The following is a 19,427-nucleotide window of genomic DNA, read 5'->3' on the forward strand; positions in this document are numbered from 1 at the left end:
GGTCAGCCACCACCACCCGTCGCCGCGACCGTTGCCAGGACCAGAAAGTCGACCACGCCGGGCTGTTCGAAGACCTGCGCCGGGGCCGCCGTCGGGTCGTACACCCGGATCCGGCACCGCACCCGCCGCTGACTGTCCACGGTGGCCTCGGCCGGGCTGGTCAGGGTCGAACCCGTCACGGTCGGCGGGATCCGCGGCGTCACGTGGACGTGCAGCGACACCCGGCCGTCGGCGACCTCCTCCGGCGTCACCCCGGACGGCAGCGGCAGCACCACGCCGTCGGTCGCGCTGCCGGAGGTCGCCAGCACGCTGCCCGCGGAGATCCGGCCCGAGAAGCTCCCCGCGATGGTCAGGTTGCCGTTGGACTCCACCGTCAGCAGCGGGTCGACGACACCGGTTCCCTTGTAGAGCCCGTAGACCAGCGTCGGAGCGTCCGAACCGGACAACACCAGCGCCGGTCTGCCCTCCTGCACCGCGGGCTGGGTCCGCAGCGCGAGCGAGCCGGACCGGGCCGACACGGTGTCCGCGCGCACGCCGAGGTACCGCGGGGCGGCACCGCGGGCCGCGGGGAACACCTCGGTGAAGTGGCCGGCGGTCCACTGGACGAAACCCAGCAGCACCAGCCACTGGACCGGCGGGGCGGCCGGCGCGGCGTTCACCGCGGGCGGCTGCTGGTCGGCGACCAGCCGTTCGTCGCCCAGCCGCCGGAAGAGGACCTGGTAGGACTCCTCCACGCGCGCCGGTCCCGACGAGCCGGCGCACGACGCCGGCCCGGTGGCCGGCTGGGCCCGGTCGGCGGCGGTCAGGAACACCGGGTACGGCTCGGCCGTCGGCCGGTCGGCGCCGTTGACGGCCGCGAAGTCCGCCTCCGACAGCACGACCGGCGCCGGCACCACGATCTCGCGCCCGGTCCCGTCGACCGCCAGCCCGGCCTGCACGCTCACCTCGACGTACCGGGCGCCCGTCGCCGGATCGGTCCGGTTCTCCTTCGTCAGGGCGAGCCCGTCGGCGATGCCCCAGTCGTGCGCCAGGCGGGCGTGCCGGACCGCCGTCGCGCGGGCGTACGCGACGGTCGCCGCCAGGTCGGCGGCGGCGAGCACCTGGCCCTCGCGGAACTCCGGGCGCAGTGGACCGGTCACGACGACTCACCCGACCGCGGCTTGCGGGCCGACGTCGACCGGGACCGGCGCGGCGGCGGCTTCGGCTTCACCGTCCGCTCCTCGTCCGCCGGCGCGGCGGAGTCCGGCTCCGGGGCGTTCTCGAGCTCCGAAAGCCGGTCGGACAGCCGTTCCGGCAGTTCCTCCCGTACCCGGGAAACCTGCTCCCGCGCGGAGTCCAGCTGCCCGCGCAACGCCTCCACGGTGGCGACGAGCTCGCTCACCTGGCTCCGCAGCGCGTTCATCTCCTGCAGGCTGTCGGTCACCTCGGCCGGCACGGTGTACACCTGCTCGTGCAGGGGCTTGGGCGGGGTCTCCCCCGGCGCGGGCCGGACCAGCAGGCTCCACATCCGGTCCAGGTCGGTGTCGCGGGGCCAGCGGGCCAGCAGCCCCGCCACGTAGGCCGCCGGCACCAGGCCGTCCGGCGCCGGCACGGGCTCGCGGTACACCGGCGCCGGCCGGCAGCAGAGCCCCTCGGCCAGCTCGCGCAGCCGGTAGAGCTTCGGCAGCCATTCGCCGTAGGCGGACCCGCCCGGCAGCACCTGCTCCCGCGTCGCCGAGCAGACGCGCACCACGTCGCAGCCGTCGAGTTCCAGGTGCGCGAGCAGCACGTCGTTGTCGGCGCAGTCGCCGCAGGGCGGGTTCAGGGTGGCGCAGGCGGCGTCGACGACGAACCGCTCCAGGTGCCGGGTGAGCTTGCCCGCGGCGTCGACGAGCTGGTCCAGGCCGGTCATGGTGAGGCGCTGGGCGGGGTCGGGTTCGGGCGTGGGCAGCGGCTGCGGCACCGCCACCCGCCGGACCTGGTCGCGCAGCGCGCAGTCCGCGACGCCGGGCACCCGGTCGAGGCGGCCCAGCAGCCATTCCCGGAGCTGGACCAGGTCGGACCGGAATTCGGCCTCCAGCACGTTGCCGATCGGCGTGCCCTGCGCGAGCAGGCGGACCTCGAGCGGCGCGTCGCGGGCCGGCTGGACGACCCTGGCCCGCGCTTCGGCCACGACGGCGACGGCGATCGAGCGGTGCAGCGGCTCCGGCCACATCTCCTCCGCGTCGGTGCCGGCCAGCCGTTCGCAGGCCGCGCCGAGGACCTGCCGGGCGGAATCGACGTCCCCGAGGTCCAGCCCCCGCTGCCCCTCGGCGTCGTAGGTGTCGTACCGGGCGAGCGAGGCGGCCAGCGCGCGGACGCGCTCGGTCGTCTCCGCGACGACCGGCGGGGTCGGCACCGCCTCGGCGTTGTCCTGCAGCCACTCGAGGGAGTCCTGGTACCGCGCGCGGTCGGCCGGCGCGAACTCGATCGTCCGGGCCGACCCGGACTTGGCGAGCGACATCGCGTCCAGATAGCGGCCGAGCCGCTGGGCTCGCAGGCGCACCGCCTCGTACCGCTCCAGCGGGCCGATCCGTTCCAGCAGCCGCGTGCCCGGGTTGTAGCGGTGGTCGTCGGCGGTGTCGCACTTGACGACGAACCGGAAGCCCTCCTCGACGCGCGAGGGCACGCAGCCCGGCGCCGGGCAGGGCTCCTCGGTGGCGAAGGGCGCCACCGGGTCGGCCATCGTCTCCTCGTACCGCACGTACAGCCCGAAGTGGCGCGAGCCGTCGTCGCACGGGTCGCCGCACTCGACCCCCGGCGAGGACACCCGCAGCTCGCGCACGAGCGCCTGCACGTCGACCTTCTCCTTGCAGGACAGCACGATGTCGTTGCCGCAGCAGTCGAGCGCGTGCCCGGGGTGCACCAGCACCGTGCCGCCCACGCACGAGTCGCAGGACACCTCGAGCCCGCACACGACGCCCGGGCCGGACAGCGTCCGGTTGTGCAGCCGGTCCTTCCCGGCGACGTAGTCGGTCAGCAGGGACAGGTCGTCCTCGGTGAGCAGCTGGCCCGCGAAGAACCGCGGCCGCACGAACGCGGCCGGGAAGGCCGACGTCCCGCCGCACCCGCACCCGCAATCAGGCTTGCTCATGAACGCTCCTCGGTGATGAAGAACCAGCTCTCGAAGACGTCGCCGCCCGCGCCGGTGCCCGACGTCCACGGCCCGATGCCCGACGGCGGCACCAGGCAGCCCGTCGGGTCGGGCTCGGGCTTCGGGTCGTGGCCGTGCCCGGTTTCGGTTTCGGCGTCGGCCGCCGCCGCGCCGGTGAAGGGGACCCGGCCGCCGACGTTGGTACCGTCCACCGGGCGGCAGCAGCGGTCGAGCAGGAACGCCGCGCGGACCGTGACCAGCACGCGGTCGCCGTCCTGCAGCGTCTCGCGGGTCGTCTGCCGGTAGCGGAAGTGCCGGGTGAACTCGCCGTCCTTCTCGGTGGGCTCCTCGAACTTCCCGCCCATGTACCAGGTGTCGGCGTTGCGGCCGGCGCCGCCCTCGATCACCTGGATCTCCACCACGCCGCGGCGGAGGCTGTCGACGCGGACGTCGTCGGAGAACTCGACGACGAGGCCGCCGGAGTTCTTCTGCGTGCCGAGCAGCTCCTTGGCTTCGTCCACGGTGTAGGTGTGGCCGTGGCGCCAGTTGATCCCGGTGATCACGGTCGGCACGTGCCTGCCGAAGAAGCGGCGGACGTTCAGGTGGATCTGGTCCTCGCGCACGGGCTTGCCGAAGTCGATGTCGTCGATCCGGGCCAGCCAGAGGACCTTGTGCTCGCACGGGGTGCAGCAGGTCTCGCACCGCTCGTCCTTCGGCGGCGTCTTGGTCGTGACCCGGACGCAGTAGCTCTCTTCGGTGTAGCCGAAGTCGCAGTCGGAGGTGTCGGCGCAGGCGGAGGTGAAGACGGTCCGGGTCGGCTCGACCGCGCGCTCGGTGTACTCGACGCCGACCCACACCGTCGTCCCGCCGGTGCGTTCGTCCTCGTGCAGCGCTTCCCACAGGTCGATCGCGCAGGCACCGGGAACGACCACCTCGTTGCCGTCGCAGTCGACGCCGAGCCCGGCGGTGAGGTGCACCCTGGCCTGGTGTTCGTGCTTTTCCTTGTCGTCGGCGGGCGGGGCGGGTTCCACCAGCAGCCCGCACACCACGCCGTAGCCGAGCAGGCAGCGCATCCGCAGCTTCAGCTTCTCGCGGAAGTACTCCTGCTCGCGCTGGAAGTCGCGGGCGGTCAGCAGCTGCCCGTGGAAGTACCGCAGCCGGCGGAAGGGCTGGTCGTGTGTCGTTGCCTCGGTCATCTCTCTTCTGTCCTCTCAAGACACTCGCGTGTGGACCCCGACCGCGGACACCACGCCGACGCCCACCCCGTGGCGGGCACCCCGTGGCCCTGGTCGCAGTACTCCGTCGTGGTTCAGGCGCACCCCGCCCACCACCGGCGGCGGCAACGGGACGAACGCGGTGTCCACCCCGACCGCCGAGCGCGCGCCGACCACGAACCCCGTCCCGCCGGCCCGCACCGACCCCTTCGTGTGCGCGGGCGCCTGCCGGACGACCAGGCGCCGCACCGCGTCCTCGTCGGCCGTGGCGGCGGGCAGCAGGACGCGGAACCGGTGGGCGTGCTCGGTGAGGGGGTCGGTGTCCGGGTCGCCGAACGCCCGCAGCGGCGCCCCGCCCAGCGTCGAGGTGCCCAGCCGCAGCCGCGCCGCCGAGCGGCCGAACAGCCGCACCGAGCCGAGGCCGCGGGCGGACGGCGGTCCCGCGGTCGCGCGCACCTGCGCCCAGTGGCGGTCGCCGGCCAGCTCCTCGACCACCGGCCGGACACCGAAGACGATCTCGATCGCGTCCTTCAGGGCGCGGGGCGTGCCCCGCCGCCGGTACAGCCCGGGGGCGGCCCGGATCAGCTTCCGGCGCGTGCCCGCGTCCCAGCCGGCCTCGAACGACAGGCCGAGCAGCCCGGCCAGCCACGGCAGCGCCCCGTCCGGCACGCCCGCCGGGTCGAGCAGCGCCGGGTACCGCTCGACGACCCGGTCGATCTCGGCCGTGGTGGCGTCGAACAGCGACAGGAACCGCTCGGTGAAGTCGTCCGCCGCGGGGTCCTGCCGGAACGCCGCGGGCAGCAGGTCCGCGCTGGTCGCGCGCGGGAAGTCGAGCCGGATCCGGTGCAGCACCGGCGTCGCCGACGAATCGCCGGACAGCCGCACCCGGGCCGTGAGGTACCGGCCGGGCGGCTGGTCGACGAGGAAGTCCGTGACGCCGGCGGGCGCGGTCTGCCAGTCGCTGTCGGCGAACTGGCCGTCCTCCGAAACGACCACCGCCACCGACAGCGCCGTGCCCGCCGGCACGTCGGCCGACACCCGCACCCGGTGCCAGCGGCAGCGCGAGAGGCCGCTGTCGATCAGGCCGGTGGTGAACTCGCCCTCGGTCACGAACTGCCCCGAAGCCGGCGCGGGTTCTTCGCGCGGCTCGCCCGCCCAGTCGTAGCAGGAGGTCACGGTACCGTCCGGCCCCTTCTCCCGCAGGCAGAAGCCGTCGGCATCCGCGCCGGCGAGCGAGCTGGGCGGCAGCGCGGCCGCGAGTTCGTCCACAGTGGACAGGTGCTGGTCACGGTAGAGGCGGAGGCGGCCGTTCTTCTCGGTCAGCAGCCAGACCGTGCGGCCCGGCCCGGTGCGGATCCCGATGATCTCACCGCGGACGGGGGTCCGGACGACCTCGCACAGCCGTCCGTCGGCGCCGTACCGCCACAGCCGCTCGCTGCCGGCGCGGGCGACGAGCACCTGCTCGTCCTGGGCGAGCGCGACGACCGTGGCGTCTTCGAGCCCGATCACCGCGGTCAGCTGGTCGCCTTCGTTGCGCCACACGAAGATCCGGCCCGAGTCGACCACGGCGACGCGGTGCCCGCGCGCGGCGACCGCGGTCGGCGCGCGCAGCAGCCGGGGGTCGCAGTACGGGGCCCAGCCGGGCAGCCAGCCGCCGGTGCAGGTGTCGCGGCGCAGCAATCGCTCGCCGGAGAGCAGGTACCAGTCGCACGGCCCGCATCCGGGCGCGAGCCGCGGGTCGGGGAACCACGGCAGCAGCTGCGTCCGCGTCGGCCCGTCCGGGGAAGGGCCGTCGTGGGCGAGCCGGACGCCGGTCTCCTCCGCGAAGCCGACGAGGTCCGTCACGGCGTCCTGGTCCCACCCGACGACGTCGTCGAGGAGCCGGAACGTGACGGTGGCCGGGGCACAGGTCATGGGGACTCCTCCACCGGGATCAGCAGCGGGCGCTCCGGCCACACCAGGTCGTCCGGCGGGATCGGGTGGTCGGCGCACGGCGGCAGCCGCAGCCCGTCGGCGGTGAGCGAGAGCCCGGACACCGCCAGGACGCCGTCCACCGAGAGCAGCCGGCGCACGAGCGGGGTGTGCCGCACGGCGCCGCCGAACGGCCAGCCGCCGCCGTTCTCCCCGCCGCGCAGCGGGTCGAGGTAGGTGGTCACGGCGTCGGCCGCCCGGGCGAGGACGGCGGCCCGGTCCTGGTCCGGGTCGAGCACGACCCGGGCCTCCACGGCGATCCGCCGGAACGCGACCGGGCCCGTGACGACCGTGATGCCGGCGGGCGCCACCTCGCGGGAGAGGTAGGCCGCCACCGCGCGCAGGGTTTCGGCGCCGGGCACGGGCGGCTCGGTGGCGCCTGCGTCGAACGGCGGCACCACGAGGACGCCGACGACACCGGGGATGGGCGTGCCGGCGAAGTCCGGGTGCCGGCCGGGGACGCCGTGCGCGCGGGCGATCGAGGCACCCGGCGCGCGCAGCGCCAGCAGGCCGTAGTCGGCGGGGGCGACCGCGCGGCCGCGGGAGCGCAGCTCCCCCACCCCGCGCCGCACGACGTCGGCGTCCGCCTCGGCGTCCGTGCCGCCGGTGGCCGGGAACGGGTTGGTCACCCCGGTCACGAACGGCCGCGCGGTCACGACCCCGGTGACCGCACCGGCCGCCACCGCGCCGGCCGCGCCGCCACCGACGCGGTACCGCACGGCCCGGACGTTGCGGAAGCCCGGTGGGACGGGTGCGCCGGTGACGCCGTCGCCGAAGGTGACGACCCCGGTGTCGTAGTCGACGACGAACACGCGGTCGTCCGGCCCGTACCCGGCGAGGCTCGGCACCTCCTGCCACCGCGACGCGTTCTCTTCGGTGGTGCCGAAAAGATCGGTGCCGGGATCGTCGTCGACCTCGATTTCGACGCTGCCGGCCAGGACCGGGACCTGGCTCAGCCGCAACTGGCGCCGCTGCGACGGTGCCGCCGGGTCCTGGATCGGTTCCAGGGCCTCGTCGCGGATCGTGCGGGCGGCGGTGGCGGCGACCGTGTTCAGCCGCAGCCCCGAGACGAGCGGCGGGGCGACCGTGACGAGGCCGTTGGTGACCTGCAGCCGCAGCCAGCGCAACGCCGGGCCGGGCCGGGCGGTCGGCGGCTGCCCGGGTGCCCAGGTGCGCGGCGGCCGCAGCTCGATCGTCCCGCCGGCGCGCAGGCCCCGCGTTTCGTCGCGGACGACTTCGGCGGGCACGAACCGGCCGCCGTCCAGCACGTCCCAGCGCAGCAGCGGCTGCGGCGCCGGCGGCAGCGGCGTGAGGCCGCCTTCGGCCGCCGGGGCCGGCGGCGCGGCGGCGATCACGAAGCCCAGCGACAGCGACGGGAACGGGCTCGCGGTGCCGTCGAGGCCGAGCCAGAGGGCGTTGCCGGGCTGGGGTTCCGTGCCGAACGGCGCGAACGGGCGGCCGGGGCCGCTGGGGCCGAGCGGGACCGGTTCGAGCACGCCGCCCCGCTGCACCGCGAGCACGGCGAGGGTGGCGGGCGTGGCGTAGAGGTCCTGGTCGGTTTCGAAGACGATGTCGCCGTCGGTGCCGGAGGCGGCGGCCTGGAAGCCGGCCGGTACGAGCACCGAGGCGCCGTCCGGCGGGGTCACGGTGAACTCCAGCAGCGCGGCGGCCGCGGTGGCCGGACGGCGGCGCACGCCGGCGGTGTTCAGGTGCTCGGCGAGGATCTTCTCCGGCAGCCGGTTGACCCGGGCGAGCACGGGTTCGGCTTCAGCGCCGAAGAGCCGGACGAGCGCGACGCCGGCGTCCTGCTGGTCGGGATTGGTCCAGTCCGGGGTGTAACCGGGGATGCGATCGCGCACGGCGGCCCGCACCGCTTCCCGCGTCGCGTCGACGAGTTCCGGCTGCACCCCGGACGGCCCGGGACCGGGGACCATGCGCGCTTCCTCGCCCGAGTCGCGGGCCCACCAGACGTCGGTCACAGCAACCCCTCGCCCGGTTCCGCGACGGGCACCACGTGCGTCCGGACCTCGCGCACCACGGGCAGTTCCCCGTCGCGCAGCTCGACGTCGGCGCAGGTCTCCGCCGGGGCCGCGCCGTCGACGCCGATCGCGACCGCGGTCACGTCCGCCAGGTCGCCGAGCGCCTGCTGGGCCGCCCGGAGCAACGCCGAGGGCCGCAGGGCCCCGCCGAACGGCCAGCCGGTGCCGTCGTCCCCGCCGGCCAGCGGGTCGAGGAACCGGCGCAGGGCGTCACCGACCACTGTGGACACCTGCACCCGGTCCGCGGGCGTGCCGGACAGGTCGACCCGCAACCGCACGTCGCGGTACGCCGGCGGGCGCACGAACACCTCGGCCGTCAGCAACCGCGTTCCGGCCAGCCGGCGGGCGACGGTGCACAGCATCCCCGGGTCCGGCTCCGGCGCGACCACGCCGGGAGGCACCGACGGGACGAGGTGGACGGTCACCGCGCCGGGCACCGGGACGCACGGGAAACCCGGGTGCTCCCCCACCGCCGCGTGGGCCCGGCCGACCGCCACCCCGGGCGTCGTCACCGCCAGCGTGACGAAGTCCTCGGCGGTGACCGCCCTGGTCACCTCGCCGAGCGCGCCCGCGGCCCGGTCGCGGGCCTGGTCGAGGGTCTCCGGGTCCGTGCCGCCCTCGGCCTGGACGAGGTTCGCCGCGCGCACCGGGGAGCCGGCCGTGACCGGCAGCCAGTTGCCGGTCACGCCACCGTTCCCGGCGCGGCCGCCGCCGATCGTGTACGAGACGGTCCCGTCGCCGTCCGGGCGCGGGATCCGGCCGGTGAGCCCGTCTCCGAACACGAGCGCGCCGTCTTCGCGGTCCGGCAGGAAGGTCCGGTCGCGGGAAGCGCCGAAGGTGAAGTCCCCGACCGGCGTCCAGTCCTCGCCCGCCAGTTCCAGCGCGGCGGTGAGCAGCCGGCCGGCCGCGTCGGGCAGCACCAGGCGCTGGCCGGGCAGCTTCAGCCAGCCGCGGGTCTGGTCGGTGAACCCGGTGGCCGTGCGGCGTTCGCGGTGGCGGGCCACCGAGACGTTGACCGCCAGCCGCAGCAGCCGCGGCGCCGACGCGTACGTCGCCGCCGGGGTCGACACGATCAGGCCTCTGTCCATTGTGGACCATGATTCCGGCGGCCGCAGGCGCACCACCCCGGACCGGCGCAGCCCGCCGGTGCCGTCTTCGACCTCGGCGAACTCGCCGGCGGCGTCGCCACTCGGGCGGAACCACGACCAGGTCAGCTCGGCGGGCGGAGCGGCGGTGGCCGCGAGCACCGACCAGGACGGCGGCACCGGTGTGTCCAGCTCGAAGAACACCGACAGCCACCCGGACGCCGGGTGCGCACCGGCCAGCGGCAGGGTGAAGCGGGCCGACGCGGCGGAGCCGTCGCTCGCCAGCAGCGGAACCCCGCGCCGGGCGAGCAGGTCCGCGGTGCGGTCGCGGTCGGTGAAGACCGTCGGCTCCCCCTCGACCGGGAACGCGGTGACGTCGTCGTCCAGGCTGAACCGGATGGCCGCGGCGGGGTCGCGGGCGAAGACGGTGCCCGCGGGCACGACCTCCGGCGTCTCCCGCTCGGCGGTCAGCGCCAGCACCGTCGCCGCCGGCCGCGCGGGCCGCGGCGGTTCGAGGTCCAGGAGCTTCAGGATCGCGACGATCAGCTCGTCCGGGGCCTGGTCGAGCCAGTAGAGCCGCTGCTCCAGCAGGTAGGCGAACAGTTCGAGCAGCGTGACGCCGGGGTCGACGGGCGCGTGCAGCGTCCAGGTGCCGTCCGACTCCGCCGGGATGCGGCGGGTGACGGCCGCCATCAGGTCGGCCCAGGTCAGGTCGTCGAGCTTCGGCACGGGCAGCGTCATGGCGTGGTTCCCGTCATCCCGAGGTAGAACGGGAACACCAGGTTGGCCTTGGTGTTGGTGCGCCGGATCCGGTACTCGACCGAGATCGTGACGTGCGACGCGTCGGCCGGGTCGGCCTCGGCCAGCACGCTCGAGAGCTCGACCCGCGGTTCGAAGTCGCGCACGGCGTCGGCGACCGACCGTTCCAGCTCGCGCAGGTTCTGCACGCTGCCGGGCGCGAACACCGACTCGCTCACCGTGGTGCCGAGGTCGGGCCGCATCACGCGTTCTCCCGTCGCGGTGAGCAGCAGCGCGCGCAGGCAGTGCTCGATGCTGGTTTCGCCGACGGCGTAGGCGAGCCGCCCCGCCTCGTCGGGCAGGATCGGGAAGCGCCAGCCGGTGCCCAGGAAGGGTTCGGTCACGTCGCCTTCACCTTCTTCGCGAGCACGGACGGCGGCAGCGGCGACGCGGGGCCGGTGACGCCGCCCGGTGCCGGGTGGGTGTGCTGGACGAACGCCTGCAGCAGCGCGTTGCCGAGCACGACGGGCTCGGTCGACCCGCCGCCGAGGTCGACGCCGTCCGCCTTGACCGTGACGGTCTTGGCCTCGACGGTGATCTCGCCGCTGTCCTTCAGCACCACCTTCGCGCCCGAGGCGGTGCTGATGGTGATCTCCCTCTCCTTGTCGTCGAAGAGGATCCGGTGCCCCGCCTTGGTGCGGACGATCTTTTGGTCCACACCGCCGGAGTGCGCGACGGGCGGCTTCTTCTTGCCGTTGTAGAGCCCGCCGAGCACGTACGGCTGCCGCATGTCACCCTGGAAGAACGCGACGAGCACCTCGTCGCCGACCTCGGGCACGAACACCGAGCCGTAGCCGGCGCCGGCGTACAGCTGGCTGACCCGGATCCACGGGCTGATCGACGCGCCGCCGTCCAGCCAGTAGTACTTGACCTTCACGCGGCCCTCGTCGTCGCCGTCGTTCTGCACGACCTCCGCCGGCGCGACGCCGTAGAAGCGCCGGTCGGTCGCCATGGCCCGGGGCATCGCCGTCATTTCTTGTCCCCCTGGAAGATCTTCCGGCCGGTGAACGTGGTGAAGAAGCCGCTGGAGTTCAGGGCGTGCTCGACCCGCTTGACGAAGTAGGTGCCGGAGAACCGCTTGCCGAGGCCGAAGATCTCCAGGTTGTCCCCCGGTCGCAGCTCCGGCAGCCCGGCGACCCGGCCGGTCGCGGTGATGAACTCGTACGCCCGCTCCCGCAGCAGCGCGATGGCCAGCTCCTTGGCCTCTTCCTGGCTGAGCACCGGCGCGTCGACGACCACTTCCTGCCGCCCGCCCGCGGCGCTGTCCGCCGCTTCCGGCCCGCTCTGCCCGTCGCTCTGGTTCTGCCCGCCGGGCAGGTCCTTCGCGGTCGCGACGTATTCGATCGGCTCGGCCTTCACCGGGTCCCAGCCGTGCACGGTGAGCTTGCTGACCTGGTTGGACACGGTCATCGTCGGGGTGAAGTCGAGCAGGTTCGGCACCAGCCCGGCCGGCTGCCCGCTCGGCCCGGTCGCCAGGCCGGGGCTGTAGGCGAGGCGGAACAGCCGGATGGGGGCGCTGTCGCGGCCGTCGGTGGGCTTGACGAAGTAGAGCGTCTGCTCGCCCGTCTTCGGGTCCGGCAGGATGTAGCAGTCGAAGTCGATCCGCTTCGCCCGTTCCATCAGGAACTGCGCGTCGGACTGGTTCTTCTGCACCACGAGGTCGTGGCGCGGGCCCTCGTGGGTCGTCTTGACCGCCAGCTTGTTGCGCCGGGCGATCTGCTCGGCGATCTCCCAGTCGGTCTTGCCGACGAAGTTCTTGTCCTCGTCCTTGGTGGGCTTGCGGTCCTTGAGCGCGAGCATCCCGTCCACGCAGGTGATCGAGACGGTCGGCGACGCGGCGTCCGGGAACTTGGGCGCGAGCGAGCTGATCGTCCCGGTGCCGACGGTCAGCAGCTGGTCGGCGTAGCCGAGCCGGACGGACACGCGCGTGCCGATGCGCAGCTGTTCGGAGTCGCTGTGCTTGAACTTGAGGGTGACGTCGTCCCAGTTGTTGAGCTCCAGGTCGAAGCCGGACATCTCGTCGAGGTCGCGGTGCACCTTGATGTCGAGGATGTCGTTGCGGGTCGTCGGGTCGGCCTGGAGGCCGTCGATGACCACTTCGAACCCGGGCGCGTAGCGGTCCGGGTCGGCGATCTCGGGCTTCGTGCCCGCGGGCGCGGTCATCGCCGCCCCCTCACGGCAGCCGGGGCACGGTCAGCACCAGCCCCGGCCGCAGGTCGCGGGGATCGGAGATCCCGTTGGCACGCGCCAGTTCCCGCCACGCGTCGGGGCGCCGGTAGACGGCGGCTGAGATGCGGTCCCACGTGTCGCCGCGGCGCACCACGTAGCTCTTCTCCACCGTCGGCGACGACCGCGGCGGGTCGTTGGCCTGGTCTTTCGCCGGCCGGTACTCCTTGAGGGTGAGGTCGAGCTGGGCCCGCAGCGGCACGCCGTTCTTGGCGAACAGCACGTAGTTCACGTCCAGCTTCTCCACCACGCCCCGGAACACCGTCCTGTCCCACACGAACCTGACGATCGGCGGCGCGTGCAGCGTGTTCTGCGGGCGCATCAGCTTCCTGATGTTGTCCACATAGGACTTTCGGACGTCGTCGAGCGTGTCGGAGGTGTCCACCAGCGCCTGCACCGACAGCGACTCGCTGCCGCCCCGGATGTACTGGATGGGCGGCGTTTCCAGGCCGGGGATGGTGATCTCGGCGAAGGTGTTGCTCTTGCTCAGCTTGTACTCGGTCGGGTTGAACTTCAGCGGGATCCGCTTCGGCACTCCTTGGGGGTTCGCCGGCTGCTCGATCTCCAGGTGCGCGTCGGCGCCCTGGCTCACCAGCGAGAACGGGGTGGTGCTCACCGGCCGCCTCCCGTGTCCCCGAGCCTGCGGTCGCTGTCACTGCGCTCGGCCCGCGCGCACTCTTCTTCGTAGAGCCGTGACCACGCCTGGATGTGCTTGGTGAACAGGCGGGTGAACAGCGCCCCGTCGTCGCCGTCCACCTGGAACCGCACCTCGAGGTTGTGGATGATCAGGTTCTTGGGCACGCTGCTTCTCCTAGAGAACGGCCGTCAGGCCCTCGTGGGCGATTTCCAGCTGCTCGATCGCGACCGCGTTCTGCTCGGCGTGCAGGTCCGGTCCGGTCCACTTGGCGGCCAGGCCGCCGTGGAAGATCCACGACTTCGCCGGCAGGCCTGCCTCGTCGAGCATGATCACCGCGCCGTCGCGGCGGGCGCCCAGCGAGTCGTGCAGGCCGGTCTCGTACCAGGACCACAGGAGCCGGTCGCGGACCACGCCCCGCTTGAGGGTGATCGGGTTCCACGAGTGGCGCAGCGGCAGCCGGTGCACCGAGTCGTTGCGGCCGCCCTCGGCGTAGGTCACCACCTCCAGCTGCGCCCCCATGCCGGTGACCTCCTGGAAGGCGCCCGCCGCGACGACCGGCAGCAGCAGGGCCTGCGCCGGCGGCAGGTAGACGTCCGCCGGGGCGAGCGTCACGAGGAAGCGGAACTTGCCGAGCGGCTCGTTCAGCGCGAGCAGCTGGTCGACCGGGGTGCTCACCGCTCGATCACCTCCAGCCCGCGGTCCTGGCCGAGCACCAGCCGCAGCGCGATGAACTCCATCGGCACGGCCGGCGCGACGTCGATCTCGCACACGACCCGGCCGGGGTCCTGCTCCGGCGGGTTGTTCGTCTCGTCGCACACCACGCGGAACGCGTCCTCCGGCCGGGTGCCGGCGAGCGCCCCGGTGCGGAACGCCTCCAGCAGCACCGAGGTGATCGCCCGGACCAGTGACAGCCGCAGCTCCGGCGAGTTCACCTCGAACACCAGCGGCGCGGCGGCCCGCCGGATGGCCCGCACCAGCAGGTGCAGCAGCCGGCGGTGGGCGACGTACACCCGGCGCGGGTCGGCCGCCAACGTCCGGCCGCCCCACACGACCAGGCCGCGGCCGCGCACGCACCGCACCAGGTCGACGCCGGCCTCGAACAGCCGCACCTGCTGCGCTTCCGGGTACTCGACGTCGAGGTCGACGGCGTCCAGCAGCGTGGCGTTCGCCGGGGTCGCGGCGGCGCCGCGCTCGGCGTCGAGCCGCGCGACCAAGCCGGCGACGTGCCCGGCGGCCGGGACGGTCCGCAACCCGCCGCCCTCGAGCGAGGGCGCCCGCAGCGGCGGGTGGTACACCGCCGCCGCGGCCAGCAGTGCCTCGTCGCCGAAGCCCGCCAGCTCGCCCGCCCACGCCAGCACATCGTCCACTGTGGACCGTGAAGGCGGGACGTCCAGCAGCACCAGCCGGTCCAGCAGCGGTGCGACGGTTCCCAGCAGGTCCAGCACCAGGCCGGTGTGGTCGTCGCCGGTCAGGTCGCTGCCCAGGTCCGGCAGCGCCACCAGCGCCGGCTCCGGCAGTTCGGCTTGCGTCGTCACGGCGGCCGCGTAGTCGGCGCGGCCGGGCGGGGCGTCCGTGCCGCCGGCGAGCGTCAGCTCCCACGACAGCGAGATCGGCGCGGACGGCGGGATCGGCTCCGTCCCGCCGACCGGGACCACCCGGATCAGCCGGGACGCGGCGACCCGCTCGACCACCTCGCCGGGGGCCATGCCGGCGAAGACCTCCGCCGGCTCGCCGGGCACGAGCACCCGCACGGTGACCGCCGGCGGGCCCGCGACGCTGCTGCCCCGGTACCGCACGCTCACCCGGCCGCCGTTCGCCCACGCCCCGGGACTGGCGGCCACCACGAGGAAGCCGTCCGTCCACAGTGCACTGGCGGGCTCGGCGGGCCCGGACACGCGCAGCACCCACGCCGTCCGGCCCTCGTTCTCGAAGAACCCGCGCAGCGCGTACGGCGTCGCCGACGTGCCGTCCGGGGGCCCGAACTCGCCGACGACGTCGTTCCAGCTTTCGACGCGCACGGGACGGCCGACCGGGCCGCGCCGGGTGCGGCCCAGGAACACGGCCACGTCCGTGCGCAGCGGCTCGTCGACGGCGGCCGCGCGGTCGAAGGTCAGGGAGACGCCGGGAAGCGCCGGGCCGGCCATCACGTGTCGATGCCGAAGCTCTCGACGGCCAGCACGAGCGTCTCCATGGCGATCTCGTTCTTGGTCGCGTTGAACGACGGTCCGGTGTACTTCGTCGGCCAGGCCCGGTCGAAGTTCCAGCGCATGACCTCCTGGCGGTTCTCGTCGAGCATGACGATCGAGCCGGACGTGCGCCGCACCCGGCCGTCGAGGGCCTCCTTCACCCAGTTCCAGAAGCCGATGTGGCCGGTGACCCCGCGCTTGAACGTCAGCGCGCTCGGGAACTTCTTGAGCCCCACGAGCTTGCGGACCGTGATGTCCTCGCTGCCGGTCCGGTACTCGATCACCGGCAGCTCGATGTCGAACCCGCTGGCCTCGGTGAACGACCCGCTCACCGCGACGCCGTCGTCGCTGACGTTGGTCACGATGACCAGGAAGTTATACGCGGCGTACGGGTCGTCCCGCGTCACAGGTGGCATGTCCCTTGCCTTTCAGTGGTCAGACGAGCTGGGGCTCGCGGGTCTTCTGCTGGATCCGGAAGATCACGAACTCCGCCGGGAACACGGGCGCCACCCCGATCACGCAGATGAGCCTGCCGTTCGCGATGTCGTCGTCGGTCATCGTGGAGCGGTCGCACTGGACGAAGAACGCCTCGTCCGCGGTGGTGCCGGCGAGCGCCCCGCCGCGCCAGACGGTGGTGAGGAAGTTCGCGACGGTCTGGCGCACCAGTGCCCACAGCGATTCGTCGTTCGGCTCGAACACGACCCACTGCGTGCCCTCGTCGATCGACTCTTCGAGGAACAGGAAGAGCCGGCGCACGTTGACGTACTTCCACGAGGTGTCCGAGGACAGCGTGCGCGCGCCCCAGACCCGCTGGCCGAGGCCGGGGAAGAAGCGCAGCGCGTTGATGCCGCGTGGGTTCAGCACGTCCTGGTGCCGCTTGGTGACGTCCTGGGCGATGCCGTCGGTCAGCCGGATGCCGCGGATGACGGCGTTGGCGGGCGCCTTGTGCACGCCCCGCTCGACGTCGGTGCGGGCGTAGATGCCGATGATGTGCCCGGACGGCGGCGCTTCGACGAACTGGTTCGTCGAAGGGTCGTTGACGACCAGCCACGGGTAGTACAGCGCCGCGTACTTGGTGTCGAACGGCTCCCGGAACGCCTGGATGCCTTCGATGTCGAGGCCGTCCTGCGGGTCGAGGACGGCGAAACGGTCCTTGAGCTGCTCGCAGTGGGTGACCAGCGCCGATTCGACGGTGCCTGCCCACACGCCGGGCACCGCGCAGATCGCGATCTCGTCGATGTCCTCCAGTGCCACGATGCCCGTGCGCTTGCCGCTCCCGCCGTCGGTGCCGACGAAGTCGGCGACCGTGAGCCCGTCGAAGGCGTCGTCACCCTCGTCGGCCAGGCTCAGCCACGAGCCGGACCCGGGTGCGGGGAACTTCGCGGGATCGGTGCTGATGCCGCCGAGTGTGGTGGCCCGCACCAGCCGCGACTGGCTCGCCAGGGTGCCCACCACGCTGCCGGGCGCGTCGCCGGTCAGCCGCAGGTTGCGGAACGTCTCGGTCACCGAGCCGCCGCCCGGGTCGGTGAACCGGGTGTCCACAGTGGACTCGACCAGCCGGAGGCGCGCGGTCTCGAACACCTGCTCCGGGGTGTCGGCGTCGAACGTGACGACGTCGTCCGGCCCCACCGACACCACGTTCAGGGTGGTCAGCCGGTCGCCGGTGTCGAGCTGGGTGACCGCGCCCTCGTACAGCCGTCCGGAACCGCTGATCCGCAGCTGCGGGCCGGCGCCGGCATTGGCCAGGCGCGCCCGGCGCACGGTGAGACCGGCCTGCCACGGCGCGTGCGTGGTGCCGTCCGGGAAGGTGAGCGTCACCTTCCCGCCGGCCGGCTGCGCGACGGTGACCGGGAACCGCCGGTTGTTGATCAGGATCCAGACGTCGTCGGGCAGCGGGCCCGGGTCGAGCCCGGGCACGGCGTTCACCTCGATGGACGCGGCGTCCCGGTCGGCGTCGGCGGCCAGGGCGGTGATGAACAGCGGCCCCTCGTTCGGGTCGGGCAGCACCGGCAGCGAGGCGCTCACCGACGGCTGGATCCGCACCTGGACCGCCTTTCCCCACGAGCCGGGGCTCGACGCGGAAAACCGCAGGCTCGGCGTGTCGACGCGGTCGCCCTTCTGCACGTAGTCCCCGCGCGCCGCCTTGACCTCCGCCGTCAGCGGGGCGCCGAGCGCGACGCGGCCGGTGGCGGCGTTGTACGCGGTGATCGTCGCGGTGCCGATCTGGACGTTGTCGCTGCCGCGGAAGACGGTCAGCTCGTCCGTTCCGGTGAACCCGACGACGTGCGCGAGCTGCAGGGCGGTGGCCCCGGCCGCGGCGTCCTGGGTGATCGCGCTGACCAGGCCGGAGCCGACGGTGCCGGACGCGGCCTCGGCACCGGCGGCGGCGACCCGCTTGACGTAGAGGCGCTGGCCGCCGTTGTCGAAGAAGCCCTTGACCGCCAGCGGGAACAGCCACCAGCGGCCGCCTTCGGCGGGGTTGTTCGCCCAGGCGTCCCGGATCGCCGGGTCCGGCTCGGGCAGGAACCCGCCGAAGGTCGTCTGGAACTCCAGGAAGTTGTTGACCAGCTTGGGTTTGCCGTCGGTCGGGCCGCGCTGGGTGACCCCGACCATGCCCGCCGTGCTGGTGCTCACCCCCGCGATCGGCCGCGGCCCCGCGTCGACCTCCTCGACGTAGACGCCGGGGCTCAGGTACTCGGGCATGGTTTCAGCTCCTCTGACTCTCGACGATGGGGATGACGTGCCGGACGTCCCGTTCGGTGGGCAACCGGACGTCGAGTGCGCCGGTCCGCCCCGGCCGCTCGGTGGCGGTGAGGTGGAAGACCTGCACGGGCGGCGGCCCGGCGACCGGCTCGCCTTCCCAGCGCAGCGCGAGCCGGAACGCCCCCGCCGCGTCGGTCAGCGTCCGCTCCAGCCACGCGATCCCGTCGCGGCTCGTGACGCCCCGGGCCTCGACGAGCGCGTTGGCGACCGGCCCCTTGGTGACCGCGTCGACGACGACGCCGTGCACCGTGCGGACGCCGGGTGCGTACGGGAACGCGACGCCCGGCAGCAGCCGCACCACCCGCGGCTCGCTGTCCGCGGCCGGCGGCGTGGTGTCGTCGTACGGGACGGCGACGAACTCGACCCCGGCCACGGCCGCGTCGAAGTCCTCGCCGTCGGCCGGGTACAGCGGCACGAGCCCGCTGGCGCCGAACCGGACGCGGAACCGCTCGGGCTGCGCGCCGGGGCCCCGGCGCCGGCCCAGCTCGGGGTAGGCGATCGCGGCGCTCGGCGTGCGGATCGCCACGGTGTCCTGCGGTACCCAGACGTTCCCGTCCGGGTCGAAGCGGTCCAGCTCGGTACCGACGCCGGCGGCCCGCGGGCGCTGGGCGAACTCGTCGAAGGGCACGAACCACGCCGGGCTGTGCAGGACGGAGGTCTCGACGGGGCGGAAGCGGGTCATGGCAGCGGCGCCCCGGTGATCGTCCGGCTGCGCACGAGCTTCAGCTCGGAAACGTCGAGGGAGTCGAGGTTCACGACCCGGACTTCGTAGTTCAGCGACAGCCGGTAGGGCTTCTGGATCGCGTACCAGATCCACGACTTCTGGTCGAGCGTCAGCGGGGTCAGCGTGAACTGCAGCGCCTCGGTGGTGCCGGCCATGCTGCCGGTCAGCTCCTCGCCCGCCCAGATCGCGTCGTCGTAGAACACCTGCAGCGCCCGGCCGATCATCTGGTGCTGGGTCTCCTGGCTGCCACCCCACGGCGTGATCAGGTACCGCAGCAGCAGCGCCATCGGCGGCTTGCGGCTCGTGGGCGCGGCCGGCGGCAGCGACCGGACCGGTGGCCGGTTGCGCGAGGTCGGGTCTTCGGCGATCTCGTACAGGAACACCGTGAGCGTCGCGCTGCTCGGGCGGTCTTCGAGGTCGCTCAGCTGCGCCCTCGGCGGCTCGACCGGGTCCAGGGTGCGCAGCGCTTCGGTGAGCCGTTCCACGATGATCGTCGAAACGTCGGCGACGACACCGAAATCACCCATGCCGGTCCTCCCCTGCCTGCCGCGGCGCAGCATCGCAGGGGTGGCGTGGCGGGACCGCGATCCGCGCGTCGCGCGAGCGTCACCACCGCGTTCCCGACCCGGACGTTGACGCGGCGGCGACGCGGCGGTGACAGGCCGGCGCGCA

The 19,427-nt window shown here is 73.7% G+C and carries 17 protein-coding genes; all 17 read right to left on the reverse strand.

Annotated elements, in window-relative coordinates; translation table 11 throughout:
- Window positions 1-2: 2 nt before the first annotated feature.
- Genes ACWEVP_RS27830 through ACWEVP_RS27910 form a run of 17 tightly spaced genes read right to left on the reverse strand, consistent with a single transcriptional unit; the run spans window position 3 to window position 19,282 of the window.
- A complete protein-coding gene (locus ACWEVP_RS27830; RefSeq protein ID WP_452065503.1) occupies window positions 3-1,139 on the reverse strand; it encodes a hypothetical protein in 1,137 nt (378 codons plus the stop codon).
- Window positions 1,136-3,112 carry a hypothetical protein gene (locus ACWEVP_RS27835; RefSeq protein ID WP_452065504.1) on the reverse strand — a complete coding sequence of 659 codons (1,977 nt, stop codon included), beginning with the start codon at window positions 3,110-3,112 and terminating at the stop codon, window positions 1,136-1,138. Before ACWEVP_RS27835 ends, ACWEVP_RS27830 begins: the two co-directional genes overlap by 4 nt.
- Window positions 3,109-4,308, reverse strand: coding sequence for a hypothetical protein (locus ACWEVP_RS27840; protein ID WP_452065505.1), 1,200 nt, complete (start codon window positions 4,306-4,308; stop codon window positions 3,109-3,111). The genes ACWEVP_RS27835 and ACWEVP_RS27840 overlap by 4 nt, the downstream gene beginning before the upstream one ends.
- A gap of 15 nt (window positions 4,309-4,323) precedes the next feature.
- The gene (locus ACWEVP_RS27845; RefSeq protein WP_452065506.1) at window positions 4,324-6,240 is read right to left on the reverse strand and encodes a phage tail protein; all 1,917 of its coding nucleotides are present in this window, start codon (window positions 6,238-6,240) and stop codon (window positions 4,324-4,326) included.
- Window positions 6,237-8,276 (reverse strand): putative baseplate assembly protein, encoded by a 2,040-nt coding sequence (locus ACWEVP_RS27850; RefSeq protein ID WP_452065507.1) that lies wholly within the window; start codon window positions 8,274-8,276, stop codon window positions 6,237-6,239. Before ACWEVP_RS27850 ends, ACWEVP_RS27845 begins: the two co-directional genes overlap by 4 nt.
- Window positions 8,273-10,162, reverse strand: a complete 1,890-nt coding sequence (locus ACWEVP_RS27855; RefSeq protein WP_452065508.1) for a baseplate J/gp47 family protein — start codon at window positions 10,160-10,162, stop codon at window positions 8,273-8,275. The genes ACWEVP_RS27850 and ACWEVP_RS27855 overlap by 4 nt, the downstream gene beginning before the upstream one ends.
- On the reverse strand, window positions 10,159-10,563 hold the full coding sequence (locus tag ACWEVP_RS27860; protein ID WP_452065509.1) for a GPW/gp25 family protein: 405 nt from the start codon (window positions 10,561-10,563) through the stop codon (window positions 10,159-10,161). The genes ACWEVP_RS27855 and ACWEVP_RS27860 overlap by 4 nt, the downstream gene beginning before the upstream one ends.
- Window positions 10,560-11,192 carry a phage baseplate assembly protein V gene (locus ACWEVP_RS27865; RefSeq protein ID WP_452065510.1) on the reverse strand — a complete coding sequence of 211 codons (633 nt, stop codon included), beginning with the start codon at window positions 11,190-11,192 and terminating at the stop codon, window positions 10,560-10,562. The genes ACWEVP_RS27860 and ACWEVP_RS27865 overlap by 4 nt, the downstream gene beginning before the upstream one ends.
- Entirely contained in the window at window positions 11,189-12,382 is a 1,194-nt protein-coding gene (locus ACWEVP_RS27870; RefSeq protein WP_452065511.1) for a phage late control D family protein, read from the reverse strand. The genes ACWEVP_RS27865 and ACWEVP_RS27870 overlap by 4 nt, the downstream gene beginning before the upstream one ends.
- A gap of 10 nt (window positions 12,383-12,392) precedes the next feature.
- Window positions 12,393-13,061: a CIS tube protein gene (locus ACWEVP_RS27875; RefSeq protein ID WP_452065512.1), complete on the reverse strand. Its 669-nt coding sequence runs from the start codon at window positions 13,059-13,061 to the stop codon at window positions 12,393-12,395.
- On the reverse strand, window positions 13,058-13,246 hold the full coding sequence (locus tag ACWEVP_RS27880) for a putative phage tail protein (RefSeq protein ID WP_452065513.1): 189 nt from the start codon (window positions 13,244-13,246) through the stop codon (window positions 13,058-13,060). The genes ACWEVP_RS27875 and ACWEVP_RS27880 overlap by 4 nt, the downstream gene beginning before the upstream one ends.
- A 10-nt stretch (window positions 13,247-13,256) precedes the next feature.
- Window positions 13,257-13,757 carry a phage tail protein gene (locus ACWEVP_RS27885; RefSeq protein WP_452065514.1) on the reverse strand — a complete coding sequence of 167 codons (501 nt, stop codon included), beginning with the start codon at window positions 13,755-13,757 and terminating at the stop codon, window positions 13,257-13,259.
- Window positions 13,754-15,226: a phage tail sheath subtilisin-like domain-containing protein gene (locus tag ACWEVP_RS27890; protein WP_452065515.1), complete on the reverse strand. Its 1,473-nt coding sequence runs from the start codon at window positions 15,224-15,226 to the stop codon at window positions 13,754-13,756. Before ACWEVP_RS27890 ends, ACWEVP_RS27885 begins: the two co-directional genes overlap by 4 nt.
- On the reverse strand, window positions 15,226-15,684 hold the full coding sequence (locus tag ACWEVP_RS27895; protein ID WP_452065516.1) for a phage tail protein: 459 nt from the start codon (window positions 15,682-15,684) through the stop codon (window positions 15,226-15,228). Before ACWEVP_RS27895 ends, ACWEVP_RS27890 begins: the two co-directional genes overlap by 1 nt.
- A 19-nt stretch (window positions 15,685-15,703) precedes the next feature.
- Window positions 15,704-17,971: a phage tail sheath family protein gene (locus ACWEVP_RS27900; RefSeq protein ID WP_452065517.1), complete on the reverse strand. Its 2,268-nt coding sequence runs from the start codon at window positions 17,969-17,971 to the stop codon at window positions 15,704-15,706.
- Window positions 17,972-17,975: 4 nt separating this feature from the next.
- A complete protein-coding gene (locus ACWEVP_RS27905) occupies window positions 17,976-18,713 on the reverse strand; it encodes a carboxypeptidase regulatory-like domain-containing protein (protein ID WP_452065518.1) in 738 nt (245 codons plus the stop codon).
- The gene (locus ACWEVP_RS27910) at window positions 18,710-19,282 is read right to left on the reverse strand and encodes a DUF4255 domain-containing protein (RefSeq protein WP_452065519.1); all 573 of its coding nucleotides are present in this window, start codon (window positions 19,280-19,282) and stop codon (window positions 18,710-18,712) included. The genes ACWEVP_RS27905 and ACWEVP_RS27910 overlap by 4 nt, the downstream gene beginning before the upstream one ends.
- Between the last annotated feature and the right edge of the window lie 145 nt (window positions 19,283-19,427).

The sequence above is a fragment of the Amycolatopsis sp. NPDC003865 genome (genome assembly GCF_053605345.1).